At 54.4% G+C, this 24,558-nt stretch carries 22 protein-coding genes, 1 tRNA gene and 1 pseudogene; 8 read left to right on the forward strand and 16 right to left on the reverse strand.

Annotated features, from left to right (window positions below; translation table 11 throughout):
• The first annotated feature begins 399 nt into the window (after nucleotides 1-399).
• Entirely contained in the window at nucleotides 400-2,157 is a 1,758-nt protein-coding gene (recD, locus tag JQU52_RS09015; protein ID WP_230338175.1) for an exodeoxyribonuclease V subunit alpha, read from the forward strand.
• 169 nt (nucleotides 2,158-2,326) lie between these two features.
• Nucleotides 2,327-2,860 carry a hypothetical protein gene (locus JQU52_RS09020; protein WP_230338176.1) on the forward strand — a complete coding sequence of 178 codons (534 nt, stop codon included), beginning with the start codon at nucleotides 2,327-2,329 and terminating at the stop codon, nucleotides 2,858-2,860.
• Between the two features lie 113 nt (nucleotides 2,861-2,973).
• Here JQU52_RS09020 and JQU52_RS09025 read toward each other — a convergent pair whose 3' ends face one another.
• From JQU52_RS09025 to JQU52_RS09070, 10 genes and pseudogenes are all read right to left on the reverse strand, one after another.
• Nucleotides 2,974-3,468: a YchJ family protein gene (locus JQU52_RS09025; RefSeq protein WP_230338177.1), complete on the reverse strand. Its 495-nt coding sequence runs from the start codon at nucleotides 3,466-3,468 to the stop codon at nucleotides 2,974-2,976.
• Nucleotides 3,465-4,358, reverse strand: a complete 894-nt coding sequence (locus JQU52_RS09030) for a radical SAM protein (RefSeq protein ID WP_230338178.1) — start codon at nucleotides 4,356-4,358, stop codon at nucleotides 3,465-3,467. Before JQU52_RS09030 ends, JQU52_RS09025 begins: the two co-directional genes overlap by 4 nt.
• Before the next feature lie 150 nt (nucleotides 4,359-4,508).
• Nucleotides 4,509-4,843, reverse strand: a pseudogene (locus JQU52_RS09035) (transposase).
• A gap of 20 nt (nucleotides 4,844-4,863) precedes the next feature.
• Nucleotides 4,864-5,511 (reverse strand): IS110 family transposase, encoded by a 648-nt coding sequence (locus JQU52_RS09040; RefSeq protein WP_230338180.1) that lies wholly within the window; start codon nucleotides 5,509-5,511, stop codon nucleotides 4,864-4,866.
• Nucleotides 5,512-5,593: 82 nt separating this feature from the next.
• Nucleotides 5,594-5,929 carry a transposase gene (locus JQU52_RS09045; protein ID WP_230338027.1) on the reverse strand — a complete coding sequence of 112 codons (336 nt, stop codon included), beginning with the start codon at nucleotides 5,927-5,929 and terminating at the stop codon, nucleotides 5,594-5,596.
• Nucleotides 5,930-5,949: 20 nt separating this feature from the next.
• Nucleotides 5,950-6,597: an IS110 family transposase gene (locus tag JQU52_RS09050; protein ID WP_230338180.1), complete on the reverse strand. Its 648-nt coding sequence runs from the start codon at nucleotides 6,595-6,597 to the stop codon at nucleotides 5,950-5,952.
• A 481-nt stretch (nucleotides 6,598-7,078) separates the two neighbouring features.
• On the reverse strand, nucleotides 7,079-8,215 hold the full coding sequence (locus tag JQU52_RS09055) for an iron-containing alcohol dehydrogenase (protein WP_230338181.1): 1,137 nt from the start codon (nucleotides 8,213-8,215) through the stop codon (nucleotides 7,079-7,081).
• A 380-nt stretch (nucleotides 8,216-8,595) separates the two neighbouring features.
• Nucleotides 8,596-10,497, reverse strand: a complete 1,902-nt coding sequence (mutL, locus tag JQU52_RS09060) for a DNA mismatch repair endonuclease MutL (RefSeq protein ID WP_230338182.1) — start codon at nucleotides 10,495-10,497, stop codon at nucleotides 8,596-8,598.
• Between the two features lie 99 nt (nucleotides 10,498-10,596).
• Complete coding sequence (locus tag JQU52_RS09065) at nucleotides 10,597-10,941, reverse strand: hypothetical protein (RefSeq protein WP_230338183.1); 345 nt, start codon at nucleotides 10,939-10,941, stop codon at nucleotides 10,597-10,599.
• Nucleotides 10,938-11,615, reverse strand: a complete 678-nt coding sequence (locus JQU52_RS09070) for a DedA family protein (RefSeq protein WP_230338184.1) — start codon at nucleotides 11,613-11,615, stop codon at nucleotides 10,938-10,940. Before JQU52_RS09070 ends, JQU52_RS09065 begins: the two co-directional genes overlap by 4 nt.
• A gap of 361 nt (nucleotides 11,616-11,976) precedes the next feature.
• Between JQU52_RS09070 and ettA the strand changes: the two genes are divergently transcribed.
• From ettA to trxB, 5 genes are all read left to right on the forward strand, one after another.
• On the forward strand, nucleotides 11,977-13,653 hold the full coding sequence (ettA, locus tag JQU52_RS09075) for an energy-dependent translational throttle protein EttA (RefSeq protein ID WP_230340559.1): 1,677 nt from the start codon (nucleotides 11,977-11,979) through the stop codon (nucleotides 13,651-13,653).
• A 135-nt stretch (nucleotides 13,654-13,788) separates the two neighbouring features.
• Complete coding sequence (locus tag JQU52_RS09080) at nucleotides 13,789-14,892, forward strand: PilT/PilU family type 4a pilus ATPase (protein ID WP_230340560.1); 1,104 nt, start codon at nucleotides 13,789-13,791, stop codon at nucleotides 14,890-14,892.
• A gap of 198 nt (nucleotides 14,893-15,090) precedes the next feature.
• The gene (locus JQU52_RS09085; RefSeq protein WP_230338185.1) at nucleotides 15,091-16,014 is read left to right on the forward strand and encodes a branched-chain amino acid transaminase; all 924 of its coding nucleotides are present in this window, start codon (nucleotides 15,091-15,093) and stop codon (nucleotides 16,012-16,014) included.
• Nucleotides 16,015-16,101: 87 nt separating this feature from the next.
• A complete protein-coding gene (locus tag JQU52_RS09090) occupies nucleotides 16,102-16,296 on the forward strand; it encodes a zinc-finger domain-containing protein (protein WP_230338186.1) in 195 nt (64 codons plus the stop codon).
• A 161-nt stretch (nucleotides 16,297-16,457) separates the two neighbouring features.
• A complete protein-coding gene (trxB, locus tag JQU52_RS09095) occupies nucleotides 16,458-17,411 on the forward strand; it encodes a thioredoxin-disulfide reductase (RefSeq protein WP_230338187.1) in 954 nt (317 codons plus the stop codon).
• A gap of 206 nt (nucleotides 17,412-17,617) precedes the next feature.
• Here trxB and JQU52_RS09100 read toward each other — a convergent pair.
• The 5 genes from JQU52_RS09100 to truB all read right to left on the reverse strand — a co-directional run bounded on the left by JQU52_RS09100 (nucleotide 17,618) and on the right by truB (nucleotide 22,586).
• Nucleotides 17,618-17,702 (reverse strand) — tRNA-Leu (locus JQU52_RS09100).
• Nucleotides 17,703-17,756: 54 nt separating this feature from the next.
• Nucleotides 17,757-18,359 carry a DUF2238 domain-containing protein gene (locus tag JQU52_RS09105; RefSeq protein ID WP_230338188.1) on the reverse strand — a complete coding sequence of 201 codons (603 nt, stop codon included), beginning with the start codon at nucleotides 18,357-18,359 and terminating at the stop codon, nucleotides 17,757-17,759.
• Between the two features lie 155 nt (nucleotides 18,360-18,514).
• On the reverse strand, nucleotides 18,515-20,647 hold the full coding sequence (gene pnp, locus JQU52_RS09110; RefSeq protein WP_230338189.1) for a polyribonucleotide nucleotidyltransferase: 2,133 nt from the start codon (nucleotides 20,645-20,647) through the stop codon (nucleotides 18,515-18,517).
• Nucleotides 20,648-21,227: 580 nt separating this feature from the next.
• Complete coding sequence (gene rpsO / locus JQU52_RS09115) at nucleotides 21,228-21,497, reverse strand: 30S ribosomal protein S15 (RefSeq protein WP_230338190.1); 270 nt, start codon at nucleotides 21,495-21,497, stop codon at nucleotides 21,228-21,230.
• 156 nt (nucleotides 21,498-21,653) lie between these two features.
• Nucleotides 21,654-22,586 carry a tRNA pseudouridine(55) synthase TruB gene (gene truB, locus JQU52_RS09120; protein ID WP_230338191.1) on the reverse strand — a complete coding sequence of 311 codons (933 nt, stop codon included), beginning with the start codon at nucleotides 22,584-22,586 and terminating at the stop codon, nucleotides 21,654-21,656.
• Between the two features lie 346 nt (nucleotides 22,587-22,932).
• On the opposite strand from truB, the gene JQU52_RS09125 reads away from it, so the two are divergent.
• Nucleotides 22,933-24,117, forward strand: a complete 1,185-nt coding sequence (locus JQU52_RS09125) for a branched-chain amino acid ABC transporter substrate-binding protein (RefSeq protein ID WP_230338192.1) — start codon at nucleotides 22,933-22,935, stop codon at nucleotides 24,115-24,117.
• Nucleotides 24,118-24,220: 103 nt separating this feature from the next.
• Here JQU52_RS09125 and JQU52_RS09130 read toward each other — a convergent pair whose 3' ends face one another.
• Nucleotides 24,221-24,544, reverse strand: coding sequence for a DUF2322 family protein (locus JQU52_RS09130; RefSeq protein WP_230338193.1), 324 nt, complete (start codon nucleotides 24,542-24,544; stop codon nucleotides 24,221-24,223).
• Nucleotides 24,545-24,558 lie beyond the last annotated feature (14 nt).

The raw sequence follows: 24,558 nt of genomic DNA on the forward strand, positions 1-24,558 counted from the left end.
GCGAGAAAGTAGGCAAAGAAAGGCGACCCCGGTTGCAGGTTTGGCTGCGCCAAACTTCCCTCATCTACACGCATTTTAGCGGCGGGTGCGAACTCGCTGTGCTCAAACACAGCGCACCCTTCTCCCGCTAAAATCCGCTCCGATTCGGCTGCGCCAGGGGAGGGCTGCACGGATTGTGCGTTTCAGGTAGCATGAATAAAATAAGTGCTTTAATTTAGATGGGTGCGTAACTCCAGTTACTTCAACGATAAACTGTTGAACTGTTTTAAACATGCTTTAATTTTCTAGGGATTCCAATCTGCGTTGAGGTAATGCAGTGGACTTGCCCGGCTAATAACGGCATGTTGCTTCGTTCTTACCTTTTCTCTCTAATTTCTCCACCACCATTACCGCCCGCCTATGCCAACCTTGCTACCCGAATCCGCCCCCATCACCCATCCGGCTGCTTTAAGCGCGGCCGCGGTCTTGTCGGCACAGGCGCCGGCGGCGTGGCCGCAGGTGGCGGCTTATTTAGACGCTTTGTTTTATGCGCTGGACAACGGCCACAGCTTTATTTACGTGAGCGCCGAAGAAGCGGAAAACCTACAACAAGCTGCGCCGATTGTGGGCGCCGCCGGGGCATTTGCACCGCTGATTTTGCAGGGTAAACGGCTGTTTTTGGGGCGGCTATGGCAGCTGGAGCAAGACATTGCCGCCGATTTTTGGCGTTTGGCCAATGCCCCTGTTGCGCCGGTAGACAGCGCTGCCGCGGCCGCCTGTTTGCAAGCCTGGTTTGCCGATAAAGACAGCCAAGGGCAGCAAACCGCCGCCGCGCTGGCTTTGCTGCAGCCTTTAATGCTGATTAACGGCGGCCCCGGCACCGGCAAAACCACCACCGTGGCCAATCTGTTGGCCTTGCTGTGCCAAAACAGCGTGGCGGCAAATCAGGGCTTGCCGCGCATCGGCTTGGCCGCACCCACCGGCAAGGCGGCGGCGCATATGGCACAGGCGCTGCAATTGGCCTTATTGCGGCTTCAGGGGCTACCTGAAGCCACGCAAACCCATTTGCAAGCCTTGCAAGGGCAAACCGTACACCGCTTGCTCGGCCTGTATCCGCCGCAGCTGCAAAGCCGTTTTCACGCCCGCAATCCGCTGCCGCTGGATATTTTGGTGGTCGACGAAGCCTCGATGCTGGATTTATCCTTGCTCAAAAGCTTGTTGCATGCTTTGCGCAGCGGCTGCCGCCTGATTTTGCTGGGCGACGAAAACCAACTGCCCGCCGTGGGCGCCGGCGATGTGTTGGCAGCGCTGGCACAGCTCACCCGCATCAGCAGCGCACTGGCGGCGCAGCTGGCGGCATTGTTGCCGCAAACCCGGTTTGATATCGACGATGCCGCCCCGCCTTTGGCCGCCAATGTGGCCACGCTCACGGTAAGCCGCCGTTTTGATGATAAAAGCGGTATCGGCCATTTGGCCAAAGCGGTGGTGGCCGGGCAAGGCGAAGCCGCATTGGCGGCCTTTACCGATTTTTCACCAGAATTGCAGTGGATGAGCCCCACCCAAACGCCGTGGCCTTTGCTGTATCAGCGCCAAGCGGCTTATTGGCAGGCGGTGGCGCAACAAGATGCCGCAGCGGCGTTTGCGTCCTTAAAACACATCATGGTATTGGCGGCGTGGCGACAGGATGCGGCGGCGTTTAACCAAGGCTACCGCCGCTATTTGGCGCAGCAAGGGCACGGCAGCGAAGGGCGCTGGTTTGCCGGCCAAGTGCTGATGGTGACCCAAAACGATTACGGCACGGCACTTTACAACGGCGATATCGGCATCGTATTGCCGCAAGGCGAAGGCTTGGCGGCGTATTTCAGCGATGGCGAGCGCTGCCGCCACATCAGCCTAAGCCGCCTGCCCGAACACGACACCGCCTTTGCCATTACCGTGCACAAAAGCCAAGGCTCGGAATACGATGAAGTATGGCTGCTGCCGCCTTCAGGCAGCGAAGACGCCGCCGCCTTATTCGACCGCGCCTTGCTCTACACCGCCATCACCCGCGCCCGCAATCACTTCGTGTTTTGGGGCGAGCCGGCGCAATTGCAAGCCGCCATCGCCCGCAACAGCCCGCGCCGCAGCGGCTTGCGCTTGGCATTGGCCCATTGTGCGGCTCAAGCGCCATCGCTTTAAGTTGCGGCTCTCAAGCATTTTCAGGCAGCCTGAGACTTTTGCAAGATGGTGCGATTTGCGGAATGCAAATGGTATTTTGCAAAAATCGCAGCCTTATTGTGTTTAAAACCCTGTCCCAGCCGGAATTGTGTGGGGCGGGATTCTGGAATAAGTATGAGATGACGAATCTATGCGCACAAGAGATGAAACGATAAAAAGACAGCTAGAATTTATCTTAAAGGCTCGATTTACTGGTCGAGACTTGATAGCGTACTTCGATTGCATGCCAGAAAAAATGTTGAGACGGGCAATTACCCTATTTTCAGAAGTTTATCCGAGTGAAACAGTCATATCTGACGAACAATTTGGTTTTATAGGGTATATGTTATCAACAAATAAAATGGTGGAGCAGGAGAGTTTTTCCAATTTTATTAGATCGATTAGCACGATAAATTATTCAATTGAGCAAAAAGAAAAATTAGTCAATATAACAAAAGATAATATTTTTAGTCTGTGTAATGGCTTAACTTTTGAATTTGATAATTTTCTTGTACTAATGCTCAACCAAGAACAACTGGCGGATTACGTCAAGTGGATGGCCGATATCGAAGACGAAGCGGTGTTAATGCGTGCCATGGGTATCTTGCAATATGAGCATTTTGACAGAGTCCCAGTCGAGATTATTGAATCATTGAAGCAAACCATAATAAATAAATTGAAATAAAAAATAAGAGGGCGAAAATAGGCAGTTTGCATATAAATTAAATGGAAGCTGCGTGTTTTGAGCCAAGCTCTCTGACAATACCGAGTGCTAAGAAAGCCTTATCCCACTCGCTTTCAAACCAAAACCGCCGCGCAGCAATGTTTGAATTTCTTGCCCGAGCCGCAGATACAGGGTTGTTTCAAACCCGGCAGCGCTACGGTGGGGTCGATAAAATACCAGCGCCCGTTAATACACACAAAAGCCGAGTGCTCATCATGCTGCTGCCGCCCTTGTGCGGTGTCAAATGTGGCAGAAAAATGCACTTGGGCATGGTGTTTGCCTATGCGTGGCCGGTGTTGGTGTACGGTTAGATCGGCCCATGCGGTGTGATGGCTCCATTGTTCGATGGCGGCCACATCGAGTAAAGGCTGTTGCGCAGGTACGGTGCTGGCCACAATATAATCGATTTTTCCCAATACATAAGCCGTATAGCGTGAGCGCATCAGCGCTTCGGCGTTTTCAGGCAGCCTTGTGTCTTGATGCAGCGGCGCACAGCAATCGGCCAGGCTTGCGCCGGTACCGCACGGGCAGGGCTGTGCTAAGGCATTGGCCAAACCCGGGGAATTCATAAGCCGCGCTGCCATTCTGATCGCAAGCCCGCTTCGTTCGGGCGAGCGATGGCGGCGTGGATTTTGGCCAGCAAGGTTTCTTTATCGCGGTTCATGCGCCCTTTGAGCACCAGATAATTGGAGGCATGGTCGCTGCGAAACACGGTGTTGTGCAGTTGCAAGTGCGCAATAAAGCAGGCCAGCTCTTGCAATAGGCCAATGGTGTCGGGCAGGGTAAAGCCGGGGAAACCGGCTTGCAGGCGCGTTTGCCCTAAGGGAAAGCTTACCACTAGGGTAGACACGTATTCGGGCTGGGTTTGGTTCATCAGCCGCGCGGAGTTCACGGCGTGCTGTTGGCTTAATTCGGTGCCGCCCAAGCCGGTGAGTATCATCACCGAACGGGTAATACCGGCTTCGCCCAGCTTTTGCAGCGCGGCGGCGGAAGAGGCAAAGGTTTCGCCTTTGTTTACCCGCTGCAATACGGTGTCGTCGCCCGATTCGCAGCCCACATACACCATTTTCAAACCGGCCTCGGCCAATTCGCGCAATTCGGCCACCGATTTATTGGCCACATTGCGCGGCAGGCAATAGGCCGATACCCGCTCCACTTGCGGCAAATATTGTTTGATGGCGGCCAGAATGGCCAATAAGCGGCGGGTGGACAGGGTGATGGCATCGCCATCGGCCAAAAACACCCGCCGCACCGGCTGGCCGCTGGCGGCTATTCTGGCCAGATTGGCTTCGATGTCTTCTTGCTTAAAGGGGCGGAATTTTTTTTGCGGGGCGGTGTACATTTCGCAAAAAGTGCACTGGTTCCACGAGCAGCCGTTGGTGACCGGCAAAATCAGCGATTTGGCTTCGCTGGGCGGGCGGAATACCGGCTCGATATAGTTGATGGGGTAGAAATGCATAATGGAGATGAGGGCGTTGATAAGAATAGTGCTATTTTACGCAATCGCTGCGGTTTGCAAAACCATTGTGGGTTAGCGCATCAAGTTAGTTTTACATTTCAGGTAGCCTTTAAACAGCTGGTGTGCAGTGCGTAGATACCATCTCTCGCATCAAGCCGCAATGGTTATTTTGGCCTGATATTCGCATTGGTGCTTCAACACACCAAAGCAAATCTGTACCAAGCGGCGCATCGCTGCGCCGATGGTCTGCATTTCCGTTTTGTTTCTGGCTTTCAGTCTGCGGTAATGCGCGTTAATATCCGGATTCCACGTTTTTGCAACCACCGCAGCCATATACAACTTAGCTCGTATGACCGAACTGCCCCGCTTGGAAAGCATGGCTTTGCCTTTGTGTTTGCCGGATTCCCGTTTTTCGGCACCAATCCCAAATAGGCAGCCATTTGCGAGGCGGAGGTAAAATGTTTGCTATGATAGAGCGCAACCATGCGCAATGAAACCACTTCACCTACACCGGGTATGCTGCGCAGTAAAGCACGGTCTTTTTCAAATCAGGATGCCGGTCAATATGTTGTTCGATTTCCTGTGTGATGGTGCTGATCTGCTGCTTCAAATTGGTCTGCATGGTGCTGATGGACTGGCTGACCGCTTCGGGAACAGCGCTGAATCCGGCTTTCTCCATGCGGTTGTCTTCACGCTGCAGATCGCTTTGCAGCGCATCTAGACGGGCTAGTAGTGCGTTGAGCCGCTTGATGTGGGGTGCAGCAGGCTGCCATTGGCGTACTTTGTGGTGCATGAGGCGGTCAATACCGGCTCTGGCCAGTGACTGGCTATCAGCCTTATCGGTTTTGTGCAAGCTGTCGTATTTGGCATAATGGGCACTGTCGGCAGGATTAAGCAGATAAACGGCGATGCCTTTGTTATGCAGATACTCTGCCAATGCTTCGTGGTAAACGCCGGTGGCTTCCATGAAAATTTTGAGTAGGCTTAAGTCTTCACCGATGTTTTTATACAGCCATTCTGTCAGTTGGTTAAAGCCTTGGAGGTGGTTTGGCAATGCTTTGGTTTTGATTTTACTGCTGCCAATGTCGCGGATAAGAGCACAATCTAATTTGTTTTTGCTGATGTCGATGCCCAATACTTGGAAGTTCATCATAATCTATCCTTATTTATGCAGTGTCTTGCGGGCGCTGCCGCGCACTTGGATACCATTCAGATTGTAGATACCATCTCTCGCATCAAGCCGCAATGGTTATTTTGGCCTGATATTCGCATTGGTGCTTCAACACACCAAAGCAAATCTGTACCAAGCGGCGCATCGCTGCGCCGATGGTCTGCATTTCCGTTTTGTTTCTGGCTTTCAGTCTGCGGTAATGCGCGTTAATATCCGGATTCCACGTTTTTGCAACCACCGCAGCCATATACAACTTAGCTCTTATGACCGAACTGCCCCGCTTGGAAAGCATGGCTTTGCCTTTGTGTTTGCCGGATTCCCGTTTTTTCGGCACCAATCCCAAATAGGCAGCCATTTGCGAGGCGGAGGTAAAATGTTTGCTATGATAGAGCGCAACCATGCGCAATGAAACCACTTCACCTACACCGGGTATGCTGCGCAGTAAAGCACGGTCTTTTTCAAATCAGGATGCCGGTCAATATGTTGTTCGATTTCCTGTGTGATGGTGCTGATCTGCTGCTTCAAATTGGTCTGCATGGTGCTGATGGACTGGCTGACCGCTTCGGGAACAGCGCTGAATCCGGCTTTCTCCATGCGGTTGTCTTCACGCTGCAGATCGCTTTGCAGCGCATCTAGACGGGCTAGTAGTGCGTTGAGCCGCTTGATGTGGGGTGCAGCAGGCTGCCATTGGCGTACTTTGTGGTGCATGAGGCGGTCAATACCGGCTCTGGCCAGTGACTGGCTATCAGCCTTATCGGTTTTGTGCAAGCTGTCGTATTTGGCATAATGGGCACTGTCGGCAGGATTAAGCAGATAAACGGCGATGCCTTTGTTATGCAGATACTCTGCCAATGCTTCATGGTAAACGCCGGTGGCTTCCATGAAAATTTTGAGTAGGCTTAAGTCTTCACCGATGTTTTTATACAGCCATTCTGTCAGTTGGTTAAAGCCTTGGAGGTGGTTTGGCAATGCTTTGGTTTTGATTTTACTGCTGCCAATGTCGCGGATAAGAGCACAATCTAATTTGTTTTTGCTGATGTCGATGCCCAATACTTGGAAGTTCATCATAATCTATCCTTATTTATGCAGTGTCTTGCGGGCGCTGCCGCGCACTTGGATACCATTCAGATTGTAGGATGAGGTGTATGGCAGTGTTATCTACATTTCAGTGTCGGGCACTTGGGTCGGATACAGTTTGCTGCCATACGGGGCGGGAATAATACGCGTTTTACTCACCGCTTGAGAGATACAAGGATGAGGTGTATGGCAGTGTTATCTACATTTCAGTGTCGGGCACTTGGGTCGGATACAGTTTGCTGCCATACGGGGCGGGAATAATACGCGTTTTACTCACCGCTTGAGAGATACAAGGTCGGATTCTTGAATCCAACGGGGGATCAAAAACTAGATGGTGTTGTTTTGGTCTATTGGGCCAAATGTCGGATTCAAGAATCCGACCTACACGAGCAGTTTGAAATTGACTGCTTTTGTATATGAAAAAACCGCCCGAGTAAAACCGGGCGGTTGCCTGTTTTAGGCTGCCTGAAGCTTAAAAGGCTGCCTGAAAAATGCCAATCACTTCCGCTTTATTGGGCTGCACCGGATTGGTGAGGCCACACACGTCTTTCATGGCATTGTCGGCCAAGGTGGGGAAGTCGGCTTCTTTTACGCCCAGCTCGCGCAGGGTTTTGGGAATGCCCACCAAGGCGGCCAGTTTTTGAATGGCGGCAATCACATCTAAACCGGCTAAATCGGCATTGTTGGCCGCCAAAATGGCGCCCACTTCATCCAGCCGTGTTTGGGCGGCGCGTTGGTTGAAGGCTTGCACATGCGGCAACAGCAAGGCGTTGCAGACGCCGTGGGGCAGGTCGTAGAAGCCGCCCAATTGGTGTGCCATGGCGTGCACATAGCCCAAAGAGGCGTTGTTAAACGCCATGCCGGCCAAAAATTGGGCGTAGGCCATTTGTTCGCGTGCTTCGGCATTGGCCGGCTCGGCCACAGCAGTGGGCAAAAAGCGGGCAATCAAGGCGATGGCTTTCACGGCACAGGCATCGGTGATGGGGTTGGCGGCGGTGGATACATAGGCTTCCACGGCGTGGGTGAGGGCGTCCATGCCGGTGGCGGCGGTGAGCGCGGCGGGCATGCCCACCATCAGTGCCGGGTCGTTCACCGATAAATACGGGGTAACGTGTTTGTCGACAATGGCCATTTTAACGTGGCGGGTTTCATCGGTGATGATGGTGAAGCGGGTCATTTCCGAGGCGGTGCCGGCAGTGGTGTTTACTGCAATCAGCGGCAATTGCGGCTTGGCTGATTTGTCGACACCTTCGTAGTCTTCGATTTTGCCGCCGTTGGTGGCCACCAGTGCAATGCCTTTGGCGCAGTCGTGCGGCGAGCCGCCGCCCAGCGACACCACGCAGTCGGCACCCGCTGTTTGCAGCATGGCCAAGCCGGCGTTGACATTGCCCACGGTGGGGTTGGGGCGCACATCGTCAAAAATCACGCTGTCAATGCCCACCGCTGCCAATTGCGCGGTCAAATCACGGGCATAGCCCAATTCGTTTAAGGGCTTGTCGGTAACGATAAACGCTTTTTTAAAACCGGCAGCCGCCATTTGCGCTACGGCATCGGCCAAGGCGCCGGCGCCCAGCAGGTTGTTGGCGGGCATAAAGAAAGGTGTGCTCATAATGGATGTCCTTATGGTGGGTAATGGAGAACATGCCGCCGCAATAAGGGGCGGCTGTGCTTATTACCTTTATCATGCCGCAAATCACGCAAGCCTGCCGCGGTGGCTACGTGCTTGTTTAGCCAAGTCAAACAAATACCGGTTGGGGCTGAATGTGCTTGGTAAACGGGGTATAATTGAAACCGATATATTGTGTTGTATGGGCTGCCTGAAATTGCTTTAGCTTCACAGAAGCTTTGCTTTCAGGCAGCCTTTGTATTTATTTCACTATAAATGGGTAAATTGTGTTTGTAATCGGCAGGGCGAGCCATGCATGCCCGCCAATTATATGGTGTTGATATACGTAATCCACCCTACGGTGGCGGTATAACGAAACCTAATTATTGCCCGCGCAAAAACAGGGCGTCTAGGTCTTGCAGGCGCAGTTTGATCCAAGTGGGACGGCCGTGGTTGCATTGGTTGGCGCGTTCGGTTTGTTCCATGTCGCGCAAGAGGGCGTTCATTTCGGGCAGGGTGAGCTTGCGTCCGGCGCGCACGGAGCCGTGGCAGGCGAGGGTGGCGAGGATTTGGTTTTCACGCTCGGCGATGGCGTTGCTGTGGCCGCTGGCGGCCATGTCGGCCAGCATTTGCCGTGTTAGCGTCGCCGCATCGCTTTGGGTGAGCATGTGCGGCACGGCGCGGATGGCGATGGTGTTGGCACCCAGGGCGGATAAATCCAGCCCGAAGCCGCGCAAGGTGTCGCCGTGTTCGGCTAGGGCAGCCATTTCTTCGTGGCTGGCGGCCAGTGTGAGCGGAATCAGCAGTGGCTGGCTTTGCAGGCTGCCTGAAGCGGCACGCTGGGCTTTCATTTTTTCATAATTCACGCGCTCGGCGGCGGCGTGCATGTCGATCAGCAGCAGGCTGTCTTCGCCTTGCGCCAGAATATAGATGCCCAGCAGTTGGGCGATGGCATAGCCCAGCGGCGGCAGCTCGGGGTGGTGGGTGGGGGCGAGGCCTTGGGCTTGCTCAAGGGCGCTTAACTCGCTGTCGGTGTCTGTTTCTATTTCGGCCGAATCACGGCGGTAGAGCTCGGCATAGGTGGCCATTGCGGCTTGCGATTCGCGCAGGCTTAAGCCTTGCTGTATCGGGGCGCGGGCAGTTTGGTAGGGCATGGGGGCGCGGCCGCTGCTATTGCTTTCTAGGCTGCCTGAAGCCGTGGCGGGTCGGGCAAACAGGTTTTGCACATTGCCGGGCTGGGCGGCCACGATGTCGTGCAATAAAGCGCCTGCTTGCGATACCGATTCGGTGCTGGCGGCATCGGTGGCGGCCAGTGCTTTGTTGAGGGTGTGGAATACCAGTTGATGCACTTGCTGGCTGTGGCGAAAGCGCACTTCGGTTTTGGTGGGGTGTACGTTCACATCGGCTTCGGCGCCGGGCAGCTCCAAAAACAGGGCGAAGGCGGGGGTAACGGCGTGGTGCAACACATCGCGATAAGCTTGTTTGGCCGCGTGCAGCAGCACTTTGTCGCGCACAAAGCGCTGGTTAACAAAGCAATATTGCTGGCTGCTTTTGCCTTGGGCAAAAGTGGGTTTGCCGATAAAGCCGTAAAGGCGCATGGCGCCGTTGCCGCTGTCGATGGGCAGCGAGGCTGCCTGAAAGTCGGCACCCAAGATGGCGGCCACGCGTTCGGCCAAGGTTTGCACGGGCAGGGACAAGGTGGTTTTGCCGTTGTGGCTCAGCTCAAAGCCGGTGTGCGGGTGTGCCAGTGCCAGCCGCTCGGCCATGCTTAGGCAGTGGGCGTATTCGGTGGCTTCGGCTTTCAGAAATTTGCGCCGCGCCGGGGTGTTGAAAAACAGCTCGGCCACTTCCACGCAGGTGCCGGGCGCATGGGCGGCGGCGCGGATGGGCGAGAGCTGGCCGTCGTCGGCCAAGATTTGGCTGGCGTGGGCATCGTTGGGGCGGCGGCTGGTGAGGGTGAGGCGGCTTACCGAGGCAATGCTGGCCAGCCCTTCGCCGCGAAAGCCCATGCTGGCCACGTGTTCCAAGTCGGCCAGATTGCTGATTTTGCTGGTGGCGTGTCGCGCCAATGCCAGCGGTAAATCGCTGGCAGCCATGCCACTGCCGTTGTCGGTGATGCGCATCAATTTGATGCCGCCGCCCGCCAATTCGATGTTGATTTGGGTGGCGCCGGCATCTATGCTGTTTTCGAGAATTTCCTTCAGCGCATTGGCCGGGCGCTCCACCACTTCACCGGCGGCAATTTGGTTAATCAGGTGGTCGGGTAGCAGGGCAATGCGACTCATGGGCGGGGCTTTATTAGGTGATAGGGGGCGAGCTTGACGGCCGCCTTGTTGGGTGTTGTTGGCGCTTGATTTTGAAGCGGTCGGTGTTTGGGCTGAAGCCTAATGCAGCCGCTGCGGCGCTTCATCCGGCGGGTAGCAATGAAAGGTGCCATACCAAGCACCGCCCTGATCCAGCAGGCCGAGCAAATCTTCGTATTCCGGCTCGCCTTCGGCTTCGGGGTCGCGGATGTATTCGCCCAAGTCCAGATTAAATACGGCTTCTAAGCTGTGCACGCGGTAGTTGTCGCGGCTAAGGCACTCTTCGGCCCAATCCAGCGCGGTGCGGATGTCGGGCGCAGCCAAGTACACATTCACAAAAGCGCCGCCGCAGTCGGCAGGCAGAGGGTCGCTGGGGGTACGCCCCACTTCCACTTCAACACAAAACAGCAATAGGGCTTGGCTCATGGCGTACTTTGATTTTCAGGGTTAACCGTCGCTTTTTTGGCGGCACGGCGGTGGCGCACGATTTCAATCACCGCGGGCAGAATAGACAAAACGATAATCGCCGCCAGCACCAGCGACAGGTTTTGCTTCACAACCGGCAATTGGCCGAAAAAATAGCCCGCATACGAAAACAGCAGCACCCACGCCAAGGCACCAATCACGTTGTAGCGGATAAAGCGGCCATAGTGCATATGCCCCATGCCCGCCACAAACGGGGCAAAGGTGCGGATAATCGGGATAAAGCGCGCAATAATAATGGTTTTGCCGCCGTGTTTGGCGTAGAAAGCTTCGGTTTTTTTCAGGTAGCTTTGTTTGAAGATTTTGGAGTTGGGGTTGGCAAACAGCCGTTCGCCAAAGTATTTGCCGATGGCAAAATTCACCGCATCGCCCAAAATGGCGGCCAGTAGCAGCAGCACTACCATCAAATGGATGTTCATGTCGCCCACCGCCGCCAAGCTGCCCGCAGCAAACAACAGCGAATCACCGGGCAGAAACGGCGTTACCACCAGTCCGGTTTCGCAAAACACAATCAGAAACAAAATGGCGTAAATCCACGGCCCGTATTGGGCACTAAGATCCTGCAAGTGCTGGTCGATGTGGAGGATAAAGTCGATAACGATGCTGATAAATTCCATAAAGGATTCCGAAAAAGCCTGGATTATGCAAAACGGCGGCAAAGGTGCTATTTTAACCCAAAAGCCGCCACTGCGGCAGCCGCTAAAATAGGCTAGAATATGGGCTTTGTGTTTGCGCCTTTAAATAGCAAAGAAAATAAATAAATCATACAAGGCGGTGAGCCGCAGACAGTACACCCAGTACGGAACAGAGTTTTGTTGGCGCTTTAGCGCCTTACAAAATCGTTCGCATAGCGCGTAGGCGAGCCAACACCGTAGGATTATTTAGTTTCTTTGCTATAGCAAGCGCTTGATTAAATCAGCACTTACTTAAGGCTGCCTGAAACTGCGCACCCAAGATTTTATTTTTATTCAAAGAGTGATTATGAGCCAATACGTTTATTCCATGCTGCGTGTGAGCAAGGTCGTGCCGCCGCAAAAAACCATCATCAAAGACATTTCGCTGTCGTTTTTCCCTGGTGCCAAAATCGGCTTGCTGGGCTTAAACGGCTCGGGTAAGTCTACCGTGTTGCGCATTATGGCCGGGGTAGACAAAGAATTCGACGGTGAAGCCATTCCCATGAGCGGCATCAACATCGGCTATTTGCCGCAAGAGCCGCAGCTCGACCCTGAAAAAACCGTACGCGAAGAAGTAGAAAGCGGCTTGGGCGAAGTGGCGGCGGCACAAAAACGGTTGGAAGAAGTATATGCGCTGTATGCGGAGCCGGATGCCGATTTTGATGCGCTGGCCGAAGAACAAGGCAAATTGGAAGCGATTATCGCCGCCGGCTCCAGCACCGGCGGCGGGGCCGAGCATGAATTGGAAATTGCCGCCGATGCCTTAAGGCTGCCTGAATGGGATGCCAAAATCGGCAACCTTTCCGGTGGTGAAAAACGCCGCGTGGCCTTGTGTAAACTGTTGCTCTCCAAGCCCGATATGCTGCTGCTGGACGAGCCCACCAACCACTTGGACGCCGAGTCGGTGGAATGGCTGGAGCAGTTTTTGGTGCGCTTCCCCGGCACCGTGGTGGCGGTAACGCATGACCGCTATTTCCTCGACAACGCCGCCGAATGGATTTTGGAGCTCGACCGCGGCCACGGCATTCCGTGGAAAGGCAATTATTCTTCTTGGCTGGAGCAAAAAGAGCAGCGGCTTGAAAATGAAGCCAAATCCGAAGCCGCCCGCATCAAAGCCATGAAGCAGGAGCTGGAATGGGTGCGCCAAAACGCCAAAGGCCGCCAAGCCAAATCCAAAGCCCGCTTGGCGCGTTTTGAAGAAATGAGCAACTACGAATACCAAAAGCGCAATGAAACCCAAGAAATCTTTATCCCCGTGGCCGAGCGTTTGGGCAACGAAGTGATTGAGTTTACCAATGTGAGCAAAGCTTTTGGCGATAAATTGCTGATTGACGACCTCAGCTTCAAAGTGCCGCCCGGCGCGATTGTGGGCATTATCGGCCCCAATGGCGCAGGTAAATCCACCTTGTTTAAACTGATTGGCGGCAAAGAAACGCCCGATTCAGGCAGCGTGGCCATCGGTCAAACCGTGAAAATGGCGGTAATCGACCAAAGCCGCGAAGGGCTGGGCAACGACAAAACCGTGTTCGACGAAATCGCCGAAGGCCGCGATATCTTGCAGGTGGGTCAGTTTGAAATCCCCGCCCGCGCTTATTTGGGACGTTTCAACTTCAAAGGCAGCGACCAGAGCAAAATCGTGGGCAATTTGTCCGGCGGCGAACGCGGCCGCTTGCATTTGGCCAAAACCCTGATTGGCGGCGGCAATGTATTGCTGCTCGACGAACCTTCCAACGATTTGGACGTAGAAACCCTGCGCGCACTGGAAGATGCCTTGCTGGAATTTGCTGGCAGCGTAATGGTGATTTCGCACGACCGCTGGTTCCTCGACCGCATCGCCACCCATATTTTGGCCGCCGAAGGCGACAGTAAATGGGTGTTTTTCGACGGCAACTACCAAGAATACGAAGCCGACAAAAAACGCCGTTTGGGTGAAGAAGGCGCCAAGCCGAAGCGGATTCGCTATAAGCCGGTAACGCGCTAAAGCATGCCGCCATCTGATTATTCCGGTGGCGGTATCAATAATTTTTTGCATCACACACACTTTAATAGAGATTCCATGGCCATTCCCGCCTTTAATGAAGACATGAAAAAACTGATGCACCAGCTATTGCAATAGCTGGTGCATAAAAAAGGTTCCGACCTATTTGTAACCGCCGGTTTTCCGCCGGCAATGAAGCTCGACGGCCAGCTGGCGCCGGTGAGCGAAAAAAAGCTTTCCGCCGAGCACACCGCAATGATGGCGCGCGCGATTATGGACGACAAACAGGCCAAAGAGTTTGACGACACCAATGAATGCAATTTCGCCATCAGCTTGGCCGGGGTATCGCGCTTTCGTATTAACGCCATGGTGCAGCGCGGTGCGGTGGCGCTGGTGTGCCGGGTGATTACCAGCGACATTCCGCAATTTGAAAACCTGAATCTGCCCACCGTGCTCAAAGATGTGGTGATGAGCAAGCGCGGTTTGGTGATTTTTGTGGGCGGCACCGGCTCGGGTAAATCCACGTCGCTGGCGGCGCTAATCGACTATCGCAATCAACACAGCCACGGCCACATCATCACCATTGAAGACCCGATTGAGTTTATGCACCCGCATAAAAACTGCATCATCACCCAGCGCGAAGTGGGCGTGGACACCGAAAACTGGTTTGCGGCGCTGAAAAACACCTTGCGCCAAGCGCCGGACGTGATTTTGATTGGCGAAATCCGCGACCGCGAAACCATGGATTACGCGCTGGCCTTTGCCGAAACCGGCCATTTGTGCATGGCCACACTGCACGCCAACAGCGCCAACCAAGCGCTGGACCGCATCATCAACTTCTTTCCTGAAGAGCGGCGCAGCCAATTGCTGAATGATTTGTCGCTAAACTTAAAAGGCTTTATTTCGCAACGGCTGGTGCCCAAACCCGGGGGCAAGGGCAGGGTGGCGGCGGTGGAAGTGTTGCTTAATTCGCCGCTGATTGCCGAGCTGATTTTGAACGGCGATATCCACGGGGTTAAAGAAATCATGGCACGCTCGCGCGACTTGGGCATGCAAACCTTCGACCAATCGCTGTTTGATTTATACGAAGCCGGTTTAATCAGCTACGACGATGCGCTTAAAAATGCCGACTCAGTAAACGATTTGCGCCTGAATATCCAGCTCAACAGCCAACACAAAGGCCACGGTGTCACCGATTTGGATCACCTCAGTATTGTGGATTACGGCCACCAGGCCGAGTAAAGTTAGCGCTTTAAAAGCATGGCGGCTGGGCAGCGGGCGCGTGTATAATCCAGCTTGTGCAAACACGCGCCCGAATTTTTTATAGGCTGCCTGAAGCTTTTCAGGCAGCTTGGTATGGATTGATTTTTTCAGGCAGCCCGAATGGAATAAACCCAACCGGGTGGCAATGCCCTTATCAGTATTTCAGGAGAATTAAGTATGTCTATGGCCGACCGCGACGGTTTTATCTGGTACAACGGCGAAATGGTGGAATGGAAAAGCGCGCAAACCCATGTGCTCACCCACACCCTGCATTACGGCATGGGCGTGTTTGAAGGCGTGCGTGCTTACGAAACCGCGCGCGGCTCGGCCATTTTCCGTTTGCAAGACCACACCCGCCGCCTGTTTAATTCGGCCAAAATTGTGGGCATGACCTTGCCGTTCAGCCCGGAAGCCATCAATCAGGCGCATATTGATGTGGTGAAAGCCAACGGCTTAAAGTCGTGTTACTTCCGCCCGATGGCGTTTTACGGCTCTGCTAAGCTAGGCGTTGCGCCGCAGGCCGACGATGTGCAGATGATTGTGGCCGCGTGGCCATGGGGCGCGTATTTGGGCGAAGAGGGCATGGCGCGCGGCATTCGCGTGAAAATCAGCTCTTTCACCCGCCACCACCCCAACATCACCATGATTAAAGCCAAGGCCAACGGCAACTACATGAATTCGATTATGGCCAACACCGAAGCCGTGCGCGACGGCTACGACGAAGCCATTTTGCTGGATGCGCAAGGCTATGTGGCCGAAGGCAGCGGCGAAAATATTTTTGTGGTGCAAAACGGCGTGCTCTACACCCCGGCGCTGGACGTAGCGCTGGACGGCATCACCCGCAAAAGCGTGATGGCGATTGCCAAAGAAATCGGCATCGAAGTAGTGGAAAAACGCATCACCCGCGACGAGCTCTACACCGCCGATGAGGTATTCTTTACCGGCACCGCCGCCGAAGTGACCCCCGTGCGCGAAGTGGACAACCGCCCCATCGGCATCGGCAGCCGCGGCCCCATCACCACCGACATCCAACAGCGTTTCTTTGCCATTGTGAAAGGCGAAAACCCGGCCTATCAACAATGGCTGACTTATGTTGATTAAGATTTATCCACTGTAAACTTTCAGGCAGCCTGTTCATTTAGCAGGCTGCCTGAAACCATGTTTATCTTAATATCTCAAGGAACCTTTATGAACAGCGCCCAAGAAAACCCCGTGATTCACATCACCCCGCACGATTTGCCGCTGCATTGCGCCGGCCCCAAAAACGAAACCTGGAACGGCCACCCGCGCGTGTTTCTGCCCATCCAGTCCAACAGCCGCATCGAATGCCCGTATTGCGGCAGCGTTTACCAGCTCGACGGCGAAGCGGGCGGCCATCATTAAGCCGTTTTAATGGCGGTTGCCTCAGGTTGGGCTCTTAAATCCGCCGCTTGCTTGCAGTACAAAGCAGGCTATCACGCCATAAATACAAACAAATGGCCGTTTCAGGCAGCCTCGTGCATAGTGGCGGCTGCAATCTGTTTTAAGCCGAAAGGAAAGCGCTCATGAGCGAAACCAAACACAGCAAACTGATTATTTTGGGCTCCGGCCCCGCCGGTTACACCGCCGCCGTTTACGCCGCGCGTGCCAACCTGCAGCCTACTTTGATTACCGGCATCGCCCAAGGTGGCCAATTGATGACCACCACCGAAGTGGACAACTGGCCGGCCGATGCCGAAGGCGTACAAGGCCCCGAATTGATGGCACGTTTTCTGGCGCACGCCGAGCGCTTCGGCACCGAAATGGTGTTCGACCAAATCCACACCGTGGATTTGCAGCAACGCCCGTTTGTGCTCAGTGGCGACATGGGCAGCTACAGCTGCGATGCGCTGATTATCGCCACCGGTGCCTCGGCCAAATACCTGGGCCTGCCCAGCGAAGAAGCGTTTGCGGGCAAAGGCGTGTCGGCCTGCGCCACTTGCGACGGTTTTTTCTATAAAAACCAAGATGTGGCCGTGGTGGGCGGCGGCAATACTGCCGTAGAAGAAGCGCTGTATTTGGCCAATATCGCCAAACACGTTACCCTAATCCACCGCCGCGACAGCTTCCGTGCCGAAAAAATCATGGTCGACAAACTGATGCAGCGCGTGGCCGAAGGTAAAATCAGCCTCAAGCTAAATGCCAATTTGGATGAAATCTTGGGCGATGCCGGCGGCGTTACTGGTGCACGCCTGAAAGACAACAGCGGCAACACCGAAGACATCGCCGTGAGCGGCGTATTTATCGCCATCGGCCACAAGCCCAACACCGATATTTTCAAAGGCCAGCTCGACATGGATGAAACCGGCTACCTGAACACCCGTGGCGGCAACGAAGGCAATGCCGGCGCCACCAATGTGCCCGGCGTATGGGCGGCAGGCGATGTAAAAGACCACATCTACCGCCAAGCCATTACCAGCGCCGCCTCCGGCTGCCAAGCCGCCCTAGATGCCGAGCGTTATTTGGACAGCTTGTCTTAACGCCAGCATAAAACCGCATCATGCCAAAGGCTGCCTGAAACCTCTTCAGGTAGCCTTATTTGTCATTTCGTTGTCAGCGACAATACGACAGCCATTTCAAACAAGAGAATCAAGCCAAAATCCTTGCGCCTATTGGCTTTGGTTGATGCCCTTAGACGGTGTTAGACAAAAAAAGCAGCCGGGTTAGGGCTGCTTTTTCTTCAATGTGGTGCGGACGGAGAGACTCGAACTCTCACACCTTACGGCGCTGGAACCTAAATCCAGTGCGTCTACCAATTCCGCCACGTCCGCGTGTTGGATCAGAGGGCGGATTATACGGCAATTATGTAGCCAAAGCCAATGGGATTACGCTATTTTTGCCATGGCACGTTGATGCAGGCGGCCAAACAGCAGCAGCATGCTAATCGCACCAATCAGGCACCACAACATATCCGATTGCGTATCCCACACATAGCCTTGGGTGCCCAAAAAAGCATCGGCCGCTTGCCGGCTGAGCACCGCCACCAGCCATTCGATTAGCTCGTAGACGGCGCTGATGGCCATGCACACGCACACGGTGAGGAAGGCTAACCAGCCACGTTTTCGCACCACATCCAGCCGCCACAGCAATTCGCGGGTAACAACGGCGGGGGCGAAGCCTTGCATAAAGTGGCCAACTTTATCGTAGTTATTGCGGCTCCAGCCCATGGGTTCGCGCAGCCAATCGAACAGCGGCACTTCGGCGTAGGTGTAATGGCCGCCCACCATCAACACCACCGCATGCAGCAACATCACCCAATAGGCAAATGAGCTGAACCGAAAGCGGCGGCCGGTGGCCAGCAGCACCAGCACACCCAAAATGGCCGGCGCTACTTCCAATGCCCAGGTAAAGCCATCGTGGGGGTGAATGCCCGACCACAGCAATACCAAGCTGAAAATCAACAACATCAGGGCGTTAGATTTGGTCATGGTATTGCCTTTAATCTAATGATGTAAATTCATAAAATACTTTAATACAACAAATTAAGGCTGCCTGAAAACTTTTCAGGCAGCCTTTTAATATTAACCCAAACCCAGCGAATATAAGCAACTGTTTTCGGGTTTACTGCTTATCGCGAACCGGTTTAAGCGTTGCCGCCTTCAGCCGGTTTTTCTTCGGCTTGCGGGCGCTCCAGCAAGGCTTTGATCGACAGGCGTACGCGGCCGCGGTCGTCTACTTCCAGTGCTTTCACTTTAACCTGTTGGCCTACTTGCAGGTAATCGCTCACGTCTTTTACGCGCTCGTGGGCGATTTGGCTGATGTGCACCAAGCCGTCTTTGCCCGGCATCACCGACACAATCGCGCCCACATTATTATCCAAAATCTTCAATACGGTGCCTTCGTAGACTTTGCCCACTTCCACTTCGGCGGTGATTTGCTCAATGCGCTGTTTGGCGGCATTGCCCGCTTCTTCGGTAACGGCGGCAATGGTGATGGTGCCGTCTTCGGCAATGTTGATTTCGGTGCCGGTTTCGGCGGTGAGCGCACGGATGGTTTCGCCGCCTTTGCCAATCACATCACGGATTTTGTCTTGGTTGATTTTCATGGTGAACAAACGCGGCGCGTGGGCAGACAGCGCTTGCGGGCCGTCTACCACTTCTTTCATTTGCGCCAAGATGTGCAGGCGGGCTTCTTTGGCTTGATCCAAGGCCACATTCATGATTTCTTTGGTGATGCCCTGGATTTTGATGTCCATTTGCAAGGCAGTGATGCCTTCGGTGGTACCGGCCACTTTGAAGTCCATATCACCCAAGTGGTCTTCGTCGCCCAAAATGTCGGTGAGTACGGCAAATTTATTGCCTTCCAAAATCAAGCCCATGGCAATGCCGGCCACATGAGCCTTAAGCGGCACACCGGCTGATAACAGGCTCAAGCAGCCGCCGCACACGGAGGCCATGGAAGAAGAGCCATTAGACTCGGTGATTTCCGACACCACGCGCATGGTGTAGCTGAAATCTTCGGCGCTGGGCAATACCGCCACCAAGGCGCGTTTGGCCAAGCGGCCATGGCCGATTTCGCGGCGTTTCGGGCCCATCATGCGGCCTACTTCGCCGGTAGAGTATGGAGGGAAATTGTAGTGCAGCATAAAGCGGTCGGTGTATTCACCGCTAATGGCATCGATGATTTGCGCATCGCGGGCGGTGCCCAAGGTGGCGGTGGCCAATGCTTGGGTTTCGCCACGGGTAAACAAGGCTGAGCCGTGGGTGCGCGGCAATACGCCGGTTTGGATGTTGATGGGGCGCACGGTGCGGGTGTCGCGGCCATCAATACGCGGCTGGCCGTCCAAAATCTGGCCACGCACCACATCGCTTTCCAATTGCTTAAATAGGCTTTTGATTTGGTTAGCCGTGAGTGTGTCGGTGTCTTCGTTAATCAAAGCCGCTTTTACCGCCGCCCAAGCCTCGTCGAGCATGGCGGTGCGGGCTTGTTTTTGCTTGATGTTGAAAGCGGCATCCACGCTGGCACCGGCAATTTCGCGCACTTTGGCGGCTAATTCGGCGTTTTCTTCCGCCGCTTGCCAATCCCATACTGCCGGGTTAACGGCATCGGCCAGCTCGTTAATAGCCGCGATGGCCGCTTGCATGTGCTGGTGGCCAAACACCACCGAGCCCAGCATCACATCTTCAGGCAGCACATCGGCTTCCGATTCCACCATCAGCACCGCTTTTTCGGTACCGGCCACCACTAAATCCAAACGCGATTCGGCTAATTGGGTTTTGGTGGGATTGAGCACATATTCGCCATTCACATAGCCCACGCGCGCCGCGCCAATGGGGCCGGCAAACGGCACGCCGCTGAGCACCAGCGCAGCGGAAGCACCCAACATGGCGGGAATATCGGAATCGATTTCAGGGTCTACCGACACCACCATGGCCACGATTTGGATATCGTGGTAGAAACCGGCCGGAAACAGCGGGCGGATGGGGCGGTCAATCAGGCGGCTGGTGAGGATTTCTTTCTCACTTTGGCGGCCTTCGCGCTTAAAGAAACCGCCGGGGATTTTGCCTGCGGCATAAGTGCGCTCCAAGTAATCCACGGTGAGCGGGAAGAAGTCTTGCCCGGCTTTAACGTCTTTGGCTGCAGTTACCGCCACCAATACCACGGTGTCGCCCATCGACACTTTTACTGCCGCCGAAGCCTGGCGGGCGATTTCGCCGGTTTCAAAGGTAACGGTTTGGTCGCCGTATTGGAACGATTTGATGTGTTTATTAAACATGCATGTCCTTGAGATAAAACGCCGCAGCCCGCTAAAACACTAATGATGCACACGAACAACGTAATGTGCATGGTTAGGGTTTCAGCCAAGGCGTTGGCTGTTGGGAAATAATAAGATTAAAGGCTGCCTGAAAGCTTAAGGCAGCAAGGGCGGATTATAGCAAATTATCGGCCACACCGCTGAGCTGTGCTCAGCAGCCATGGCGTTGCTATTTTGTTGAGGCTGCCTGAAGTGAGCCAATAGCTTGTCGAATCCGGTTCGGTAATGGCGGGGCAGTCTTTCAGGCAGCCTTCAACGTCTGTCGCACCTGCGCAGGCAGGTGCCCAGTCTGAAGCACCGCTTCAGCTTTGTGGTATGTCGTATTGGCTATTTTTAATAAAGCATAAATTGATTTCAACAGATAATTGAATTTTCCAGAATCAAAGCGTTGCTTTGAACTGGGCACCTGCCTGTGCAGGTGCGACAGTTGCTGTGGTACAAGAATTTCAGGCAGCCAAACATGCACCTGCTGCAATTATTCCAGCATAAAAAACGCCGCCAGCATAATGCCAGCGGCGTTTTATCGGTATCAATACCTTATTTATTTGCGCAGACCCAAACGACCAATCAGCTCACGGTAAGTATCCGGGCTGGTGCGGCGCAGGTAGCTGAGCAAACGGCGGCGTTGGCTCACCATTTTCAACAAGCCGCGACGGCTGTGGTGGTCTTTGGCGTTGGTTTTGAAGTGGCCGGTCAAGTCGTTGATGCGGAAGGTCAACAAAGCAACTTGCACTTCAGAAGAGCCGGTATCGCCTTCTTTGCGTTGGAAATCTTTAACGATTTGCGCTTTTTGTTCTACGGTTAATGCCATTTTTTCAATCTCTTATACAAAATAAAGCCTTGCGGCCGACAAGTTTACCGAGCCCGGTAAGACCCTGTGTAAACTCCAAAATCCGTTCTTGTTTAAAAACGGAACGCGGATTATGCCATGGTTTATGCCAGCAGCGCCAGCACAGCGTGTCGTTTTTTAACTTAAATCCGCCGCCGTATTCATCAGCCGCACCGCTTTCAGGCAGCCTTCCTGCGGCAGATACGCCACCAGCCCCACAAATTCGCCCTGTTCGCCGTAAGCGCGCCAAGGGGTATCGGCAGCCAAGGCGGCGCTGGCCGGCTTTTGGCCGAATTTCAGTAATTTAACCTGCTCCGGCGTTAACACCAGCCGCGGCAGGTGTTGCACCAACACATCACACGGCAGCAACAAGGCATCGCGCCCGGCTTCGCTCAAAGCCGCCAAGTCTTCCAGCGTATGGCTTTGGGTGATGTCAAACCCGGCAGTGGCAGTGCGGCGCAAGCCGGTTAAGTGTGCCAGCGTGCCCATGTGTTTGGCGATGTCTTCGCTAAGGGTGCGGATATACGTGCCTTTGCTGCAACGCACGTTGATTTGCGCGGCGGGCGGCGCAAACGCAGTGATGTCAATTTGGTAAATGGTGATGTCGCGCGCTTTGCGCTCAATCACAATGCCTTTGCGCGCGTATTCGTATAAAGGCTTGCCTTCGTGCTTGAGCGCGGAAAACATTGGCGGCACCTGGCGGATGGGGCCGGTGAGCGCGGCACAGGCTGCCTGAAACTCGGCCAAATCCATATCGGCACGCGCAGTGGCCACCACTTCGCCTTCGGCATCGCCCGTGCTGGTGGCCTCGCCCAGCTTCAGCATGGCGGCGTAGGCTTTGTCGGCATCGAGCAAATATTGGGCAAATTTGGTGGCTTCGCCAAAACACACTGGCAACAGCCCGGTGGCCAAGGGGTCGAGCACGCCGGTGTGGCCGGCTTTTTCGGCGGCAAACAGCCGCCGCGCTTGCTGCAAAGCGGTGTTGCTCGACAGGCCTTGCGGCTTATCCAACAGTAGCACGCCGTTTAAACGGCGCTTCGGCAGTTTGGGGTTGGGAGCGGCAATTGTCATATTACATGGACATCAAGATGGGGCGGCTATTGTACACCGTCTATCTTGGTGCAATGCAGCATAAACAGCGCTTTTCTTTTTATTTGCTTGTGCGTACACTGGCGCACATGGCTGTGCATCGTGCAGCATTCCAACCCACTGCAAACCGTTGCCACTGTTTTTCTCTGTTGATTTATTTCCGTAGCCACAATTTATGCTGCCTGGCGGTTTCGACCTAAGGCGGCCATATTTGTGCCTGCCCGATAGGCAACACCAAAACAGCTTGACTGAAGGATTTGGGTGGGCCGGCCTTAACGGGCAGGCCATAACAACCTAAAAACCAAACAATAAGTTAGAGGAATTCGTGATGAAAAAGCATGTTTTGGCTATTTTATTGGCCACTGCCGTGGCGGGTGGCTTGGCCGCTTGCAATAAAGGTGCTGATACCGCAGCGGGCGGCGAAGGCAAAGGCGATGTCATCCGCATTGCTTCAGGCAGCCCCTTGTCTGGCGGCCAAGCCAGTGCCGGTAAAGACTTTGCCAACGGCGCATTGCTGGCGGTCGAGGAAATCAATGCCGCCGGGGGTGTAGATGTGGGCGGCAAAAAATACACCTTGCAATTGGTGTCTGAAGACGATGCGGGTGATCCCAAAACCGGCGCCACCGTGGCGCAAAAAACCGCCGACGATGCCGCAATTGTGGCCGTGGTGGGCCATTACAACTCCGGCGTTACCTTAGTGGCCAGCCCAATTTACGCCAATGCCGGCATTCCCTCGCTCACCGTGAGCACCAATCCCGACGTGATTTTGAAAGCACCGAAACTGCCCGACGGCGGCACCGCGGTATTCCGCATCAATGCGCACGACGGCAAGCAAGGGCCGGCGCTGGCCACTTTTGCCCACAGCAAGGGGGTGAAAAAGCTGGCCGTGCTTGACGACGCCACCGCCTACGGTAAAGGCTTGGCCGACCAAGTAGCTAAAAAAGCCCAAGAGTTGGGCATCGATACCAGCCTGCGCGAAGCCGCTTCCGATAAAACCACCGACTTCAAAGCCCTGCTCACCAAAGCGAAAGCCGCCGGTGTGGACGGCATTATGTGGGGCGGCTATGACGACACCGGTGCCATCCTTACCAAACAAGCCCGCGAGCTGGGCATGACCGCCTTGATTCTGATGCCCGATACTGCCTGTACCGACAACTACATCAAACTGGCTGGTGCCGCTGCCGAAGGCGCCATTTGCTCCTCCACCAGCGTGCCTTTGGGCAAACTGAACGGCGGCGGCAATTTCAAAACCAATTATGAAAAACGCTTTGCCGGCCAAACCGTACAAGCCTATTCACCGCTCACCTACGATGCCGTGTATGTATTGGCCGACGCCATCAAACAAGCCGGTTCCACCGATAAAGCCAAAATCGCTGCTGCCATTCCCAAAGTGGCCCACAGCGGCCTCACCGGCACCATGGCTTTTGATCCCGATGGTGAGCGCAAAGACGCTGAAATTGCCATTTTGGAAGAAAAAGGCGGCAAATTTGATGTGATTGAAATGGTGAAATAAACGATTTAGTTTGCATTGCCACTCAAAAAGCCCCGCTAATGGCGGGGCTTTTGTGTATCGCAACCGTGTTTTGCAGCGCTTTTCAGGCAGCCTTTATTGTCATTTAAATATCGTCTTCCAGCGGTAGCAAGCGGTAGTGCAAATTGCCGTCAATCACCGCAATCAGCAAATCGATATTGGGGTGTTTGCCCGGATGCTGGCGTGCATCAGCGGTGTGTTCGGCAAACAGTGATAAGCCGTAATAGGCGGCGATGCTGTCCAGTTTGTCGTGGTAGCGCTGCGCCAAGGTGTAATACACGCGCAAAGAGCCGAGTTTGCCGGGGGCGGCGGGAATATGGTGGACAATATCACCGTCTTCGCTGCAAATATTCAGGCCGTTCAAATGGCCGATTTCGGGCAAAGTGGCCAGGGTTTCTTGGAAATTCATGGGGGCTCCGTATG

This window comes from Paralysiella testudinis (genome assembly GCF_016894345.1).
GTDB lineage: Bacteria > Pseudomonadota > Gammaproteobacteria > Burkholderiales > Neisseriaceae > Paralysiella > Paralysiella testudinis.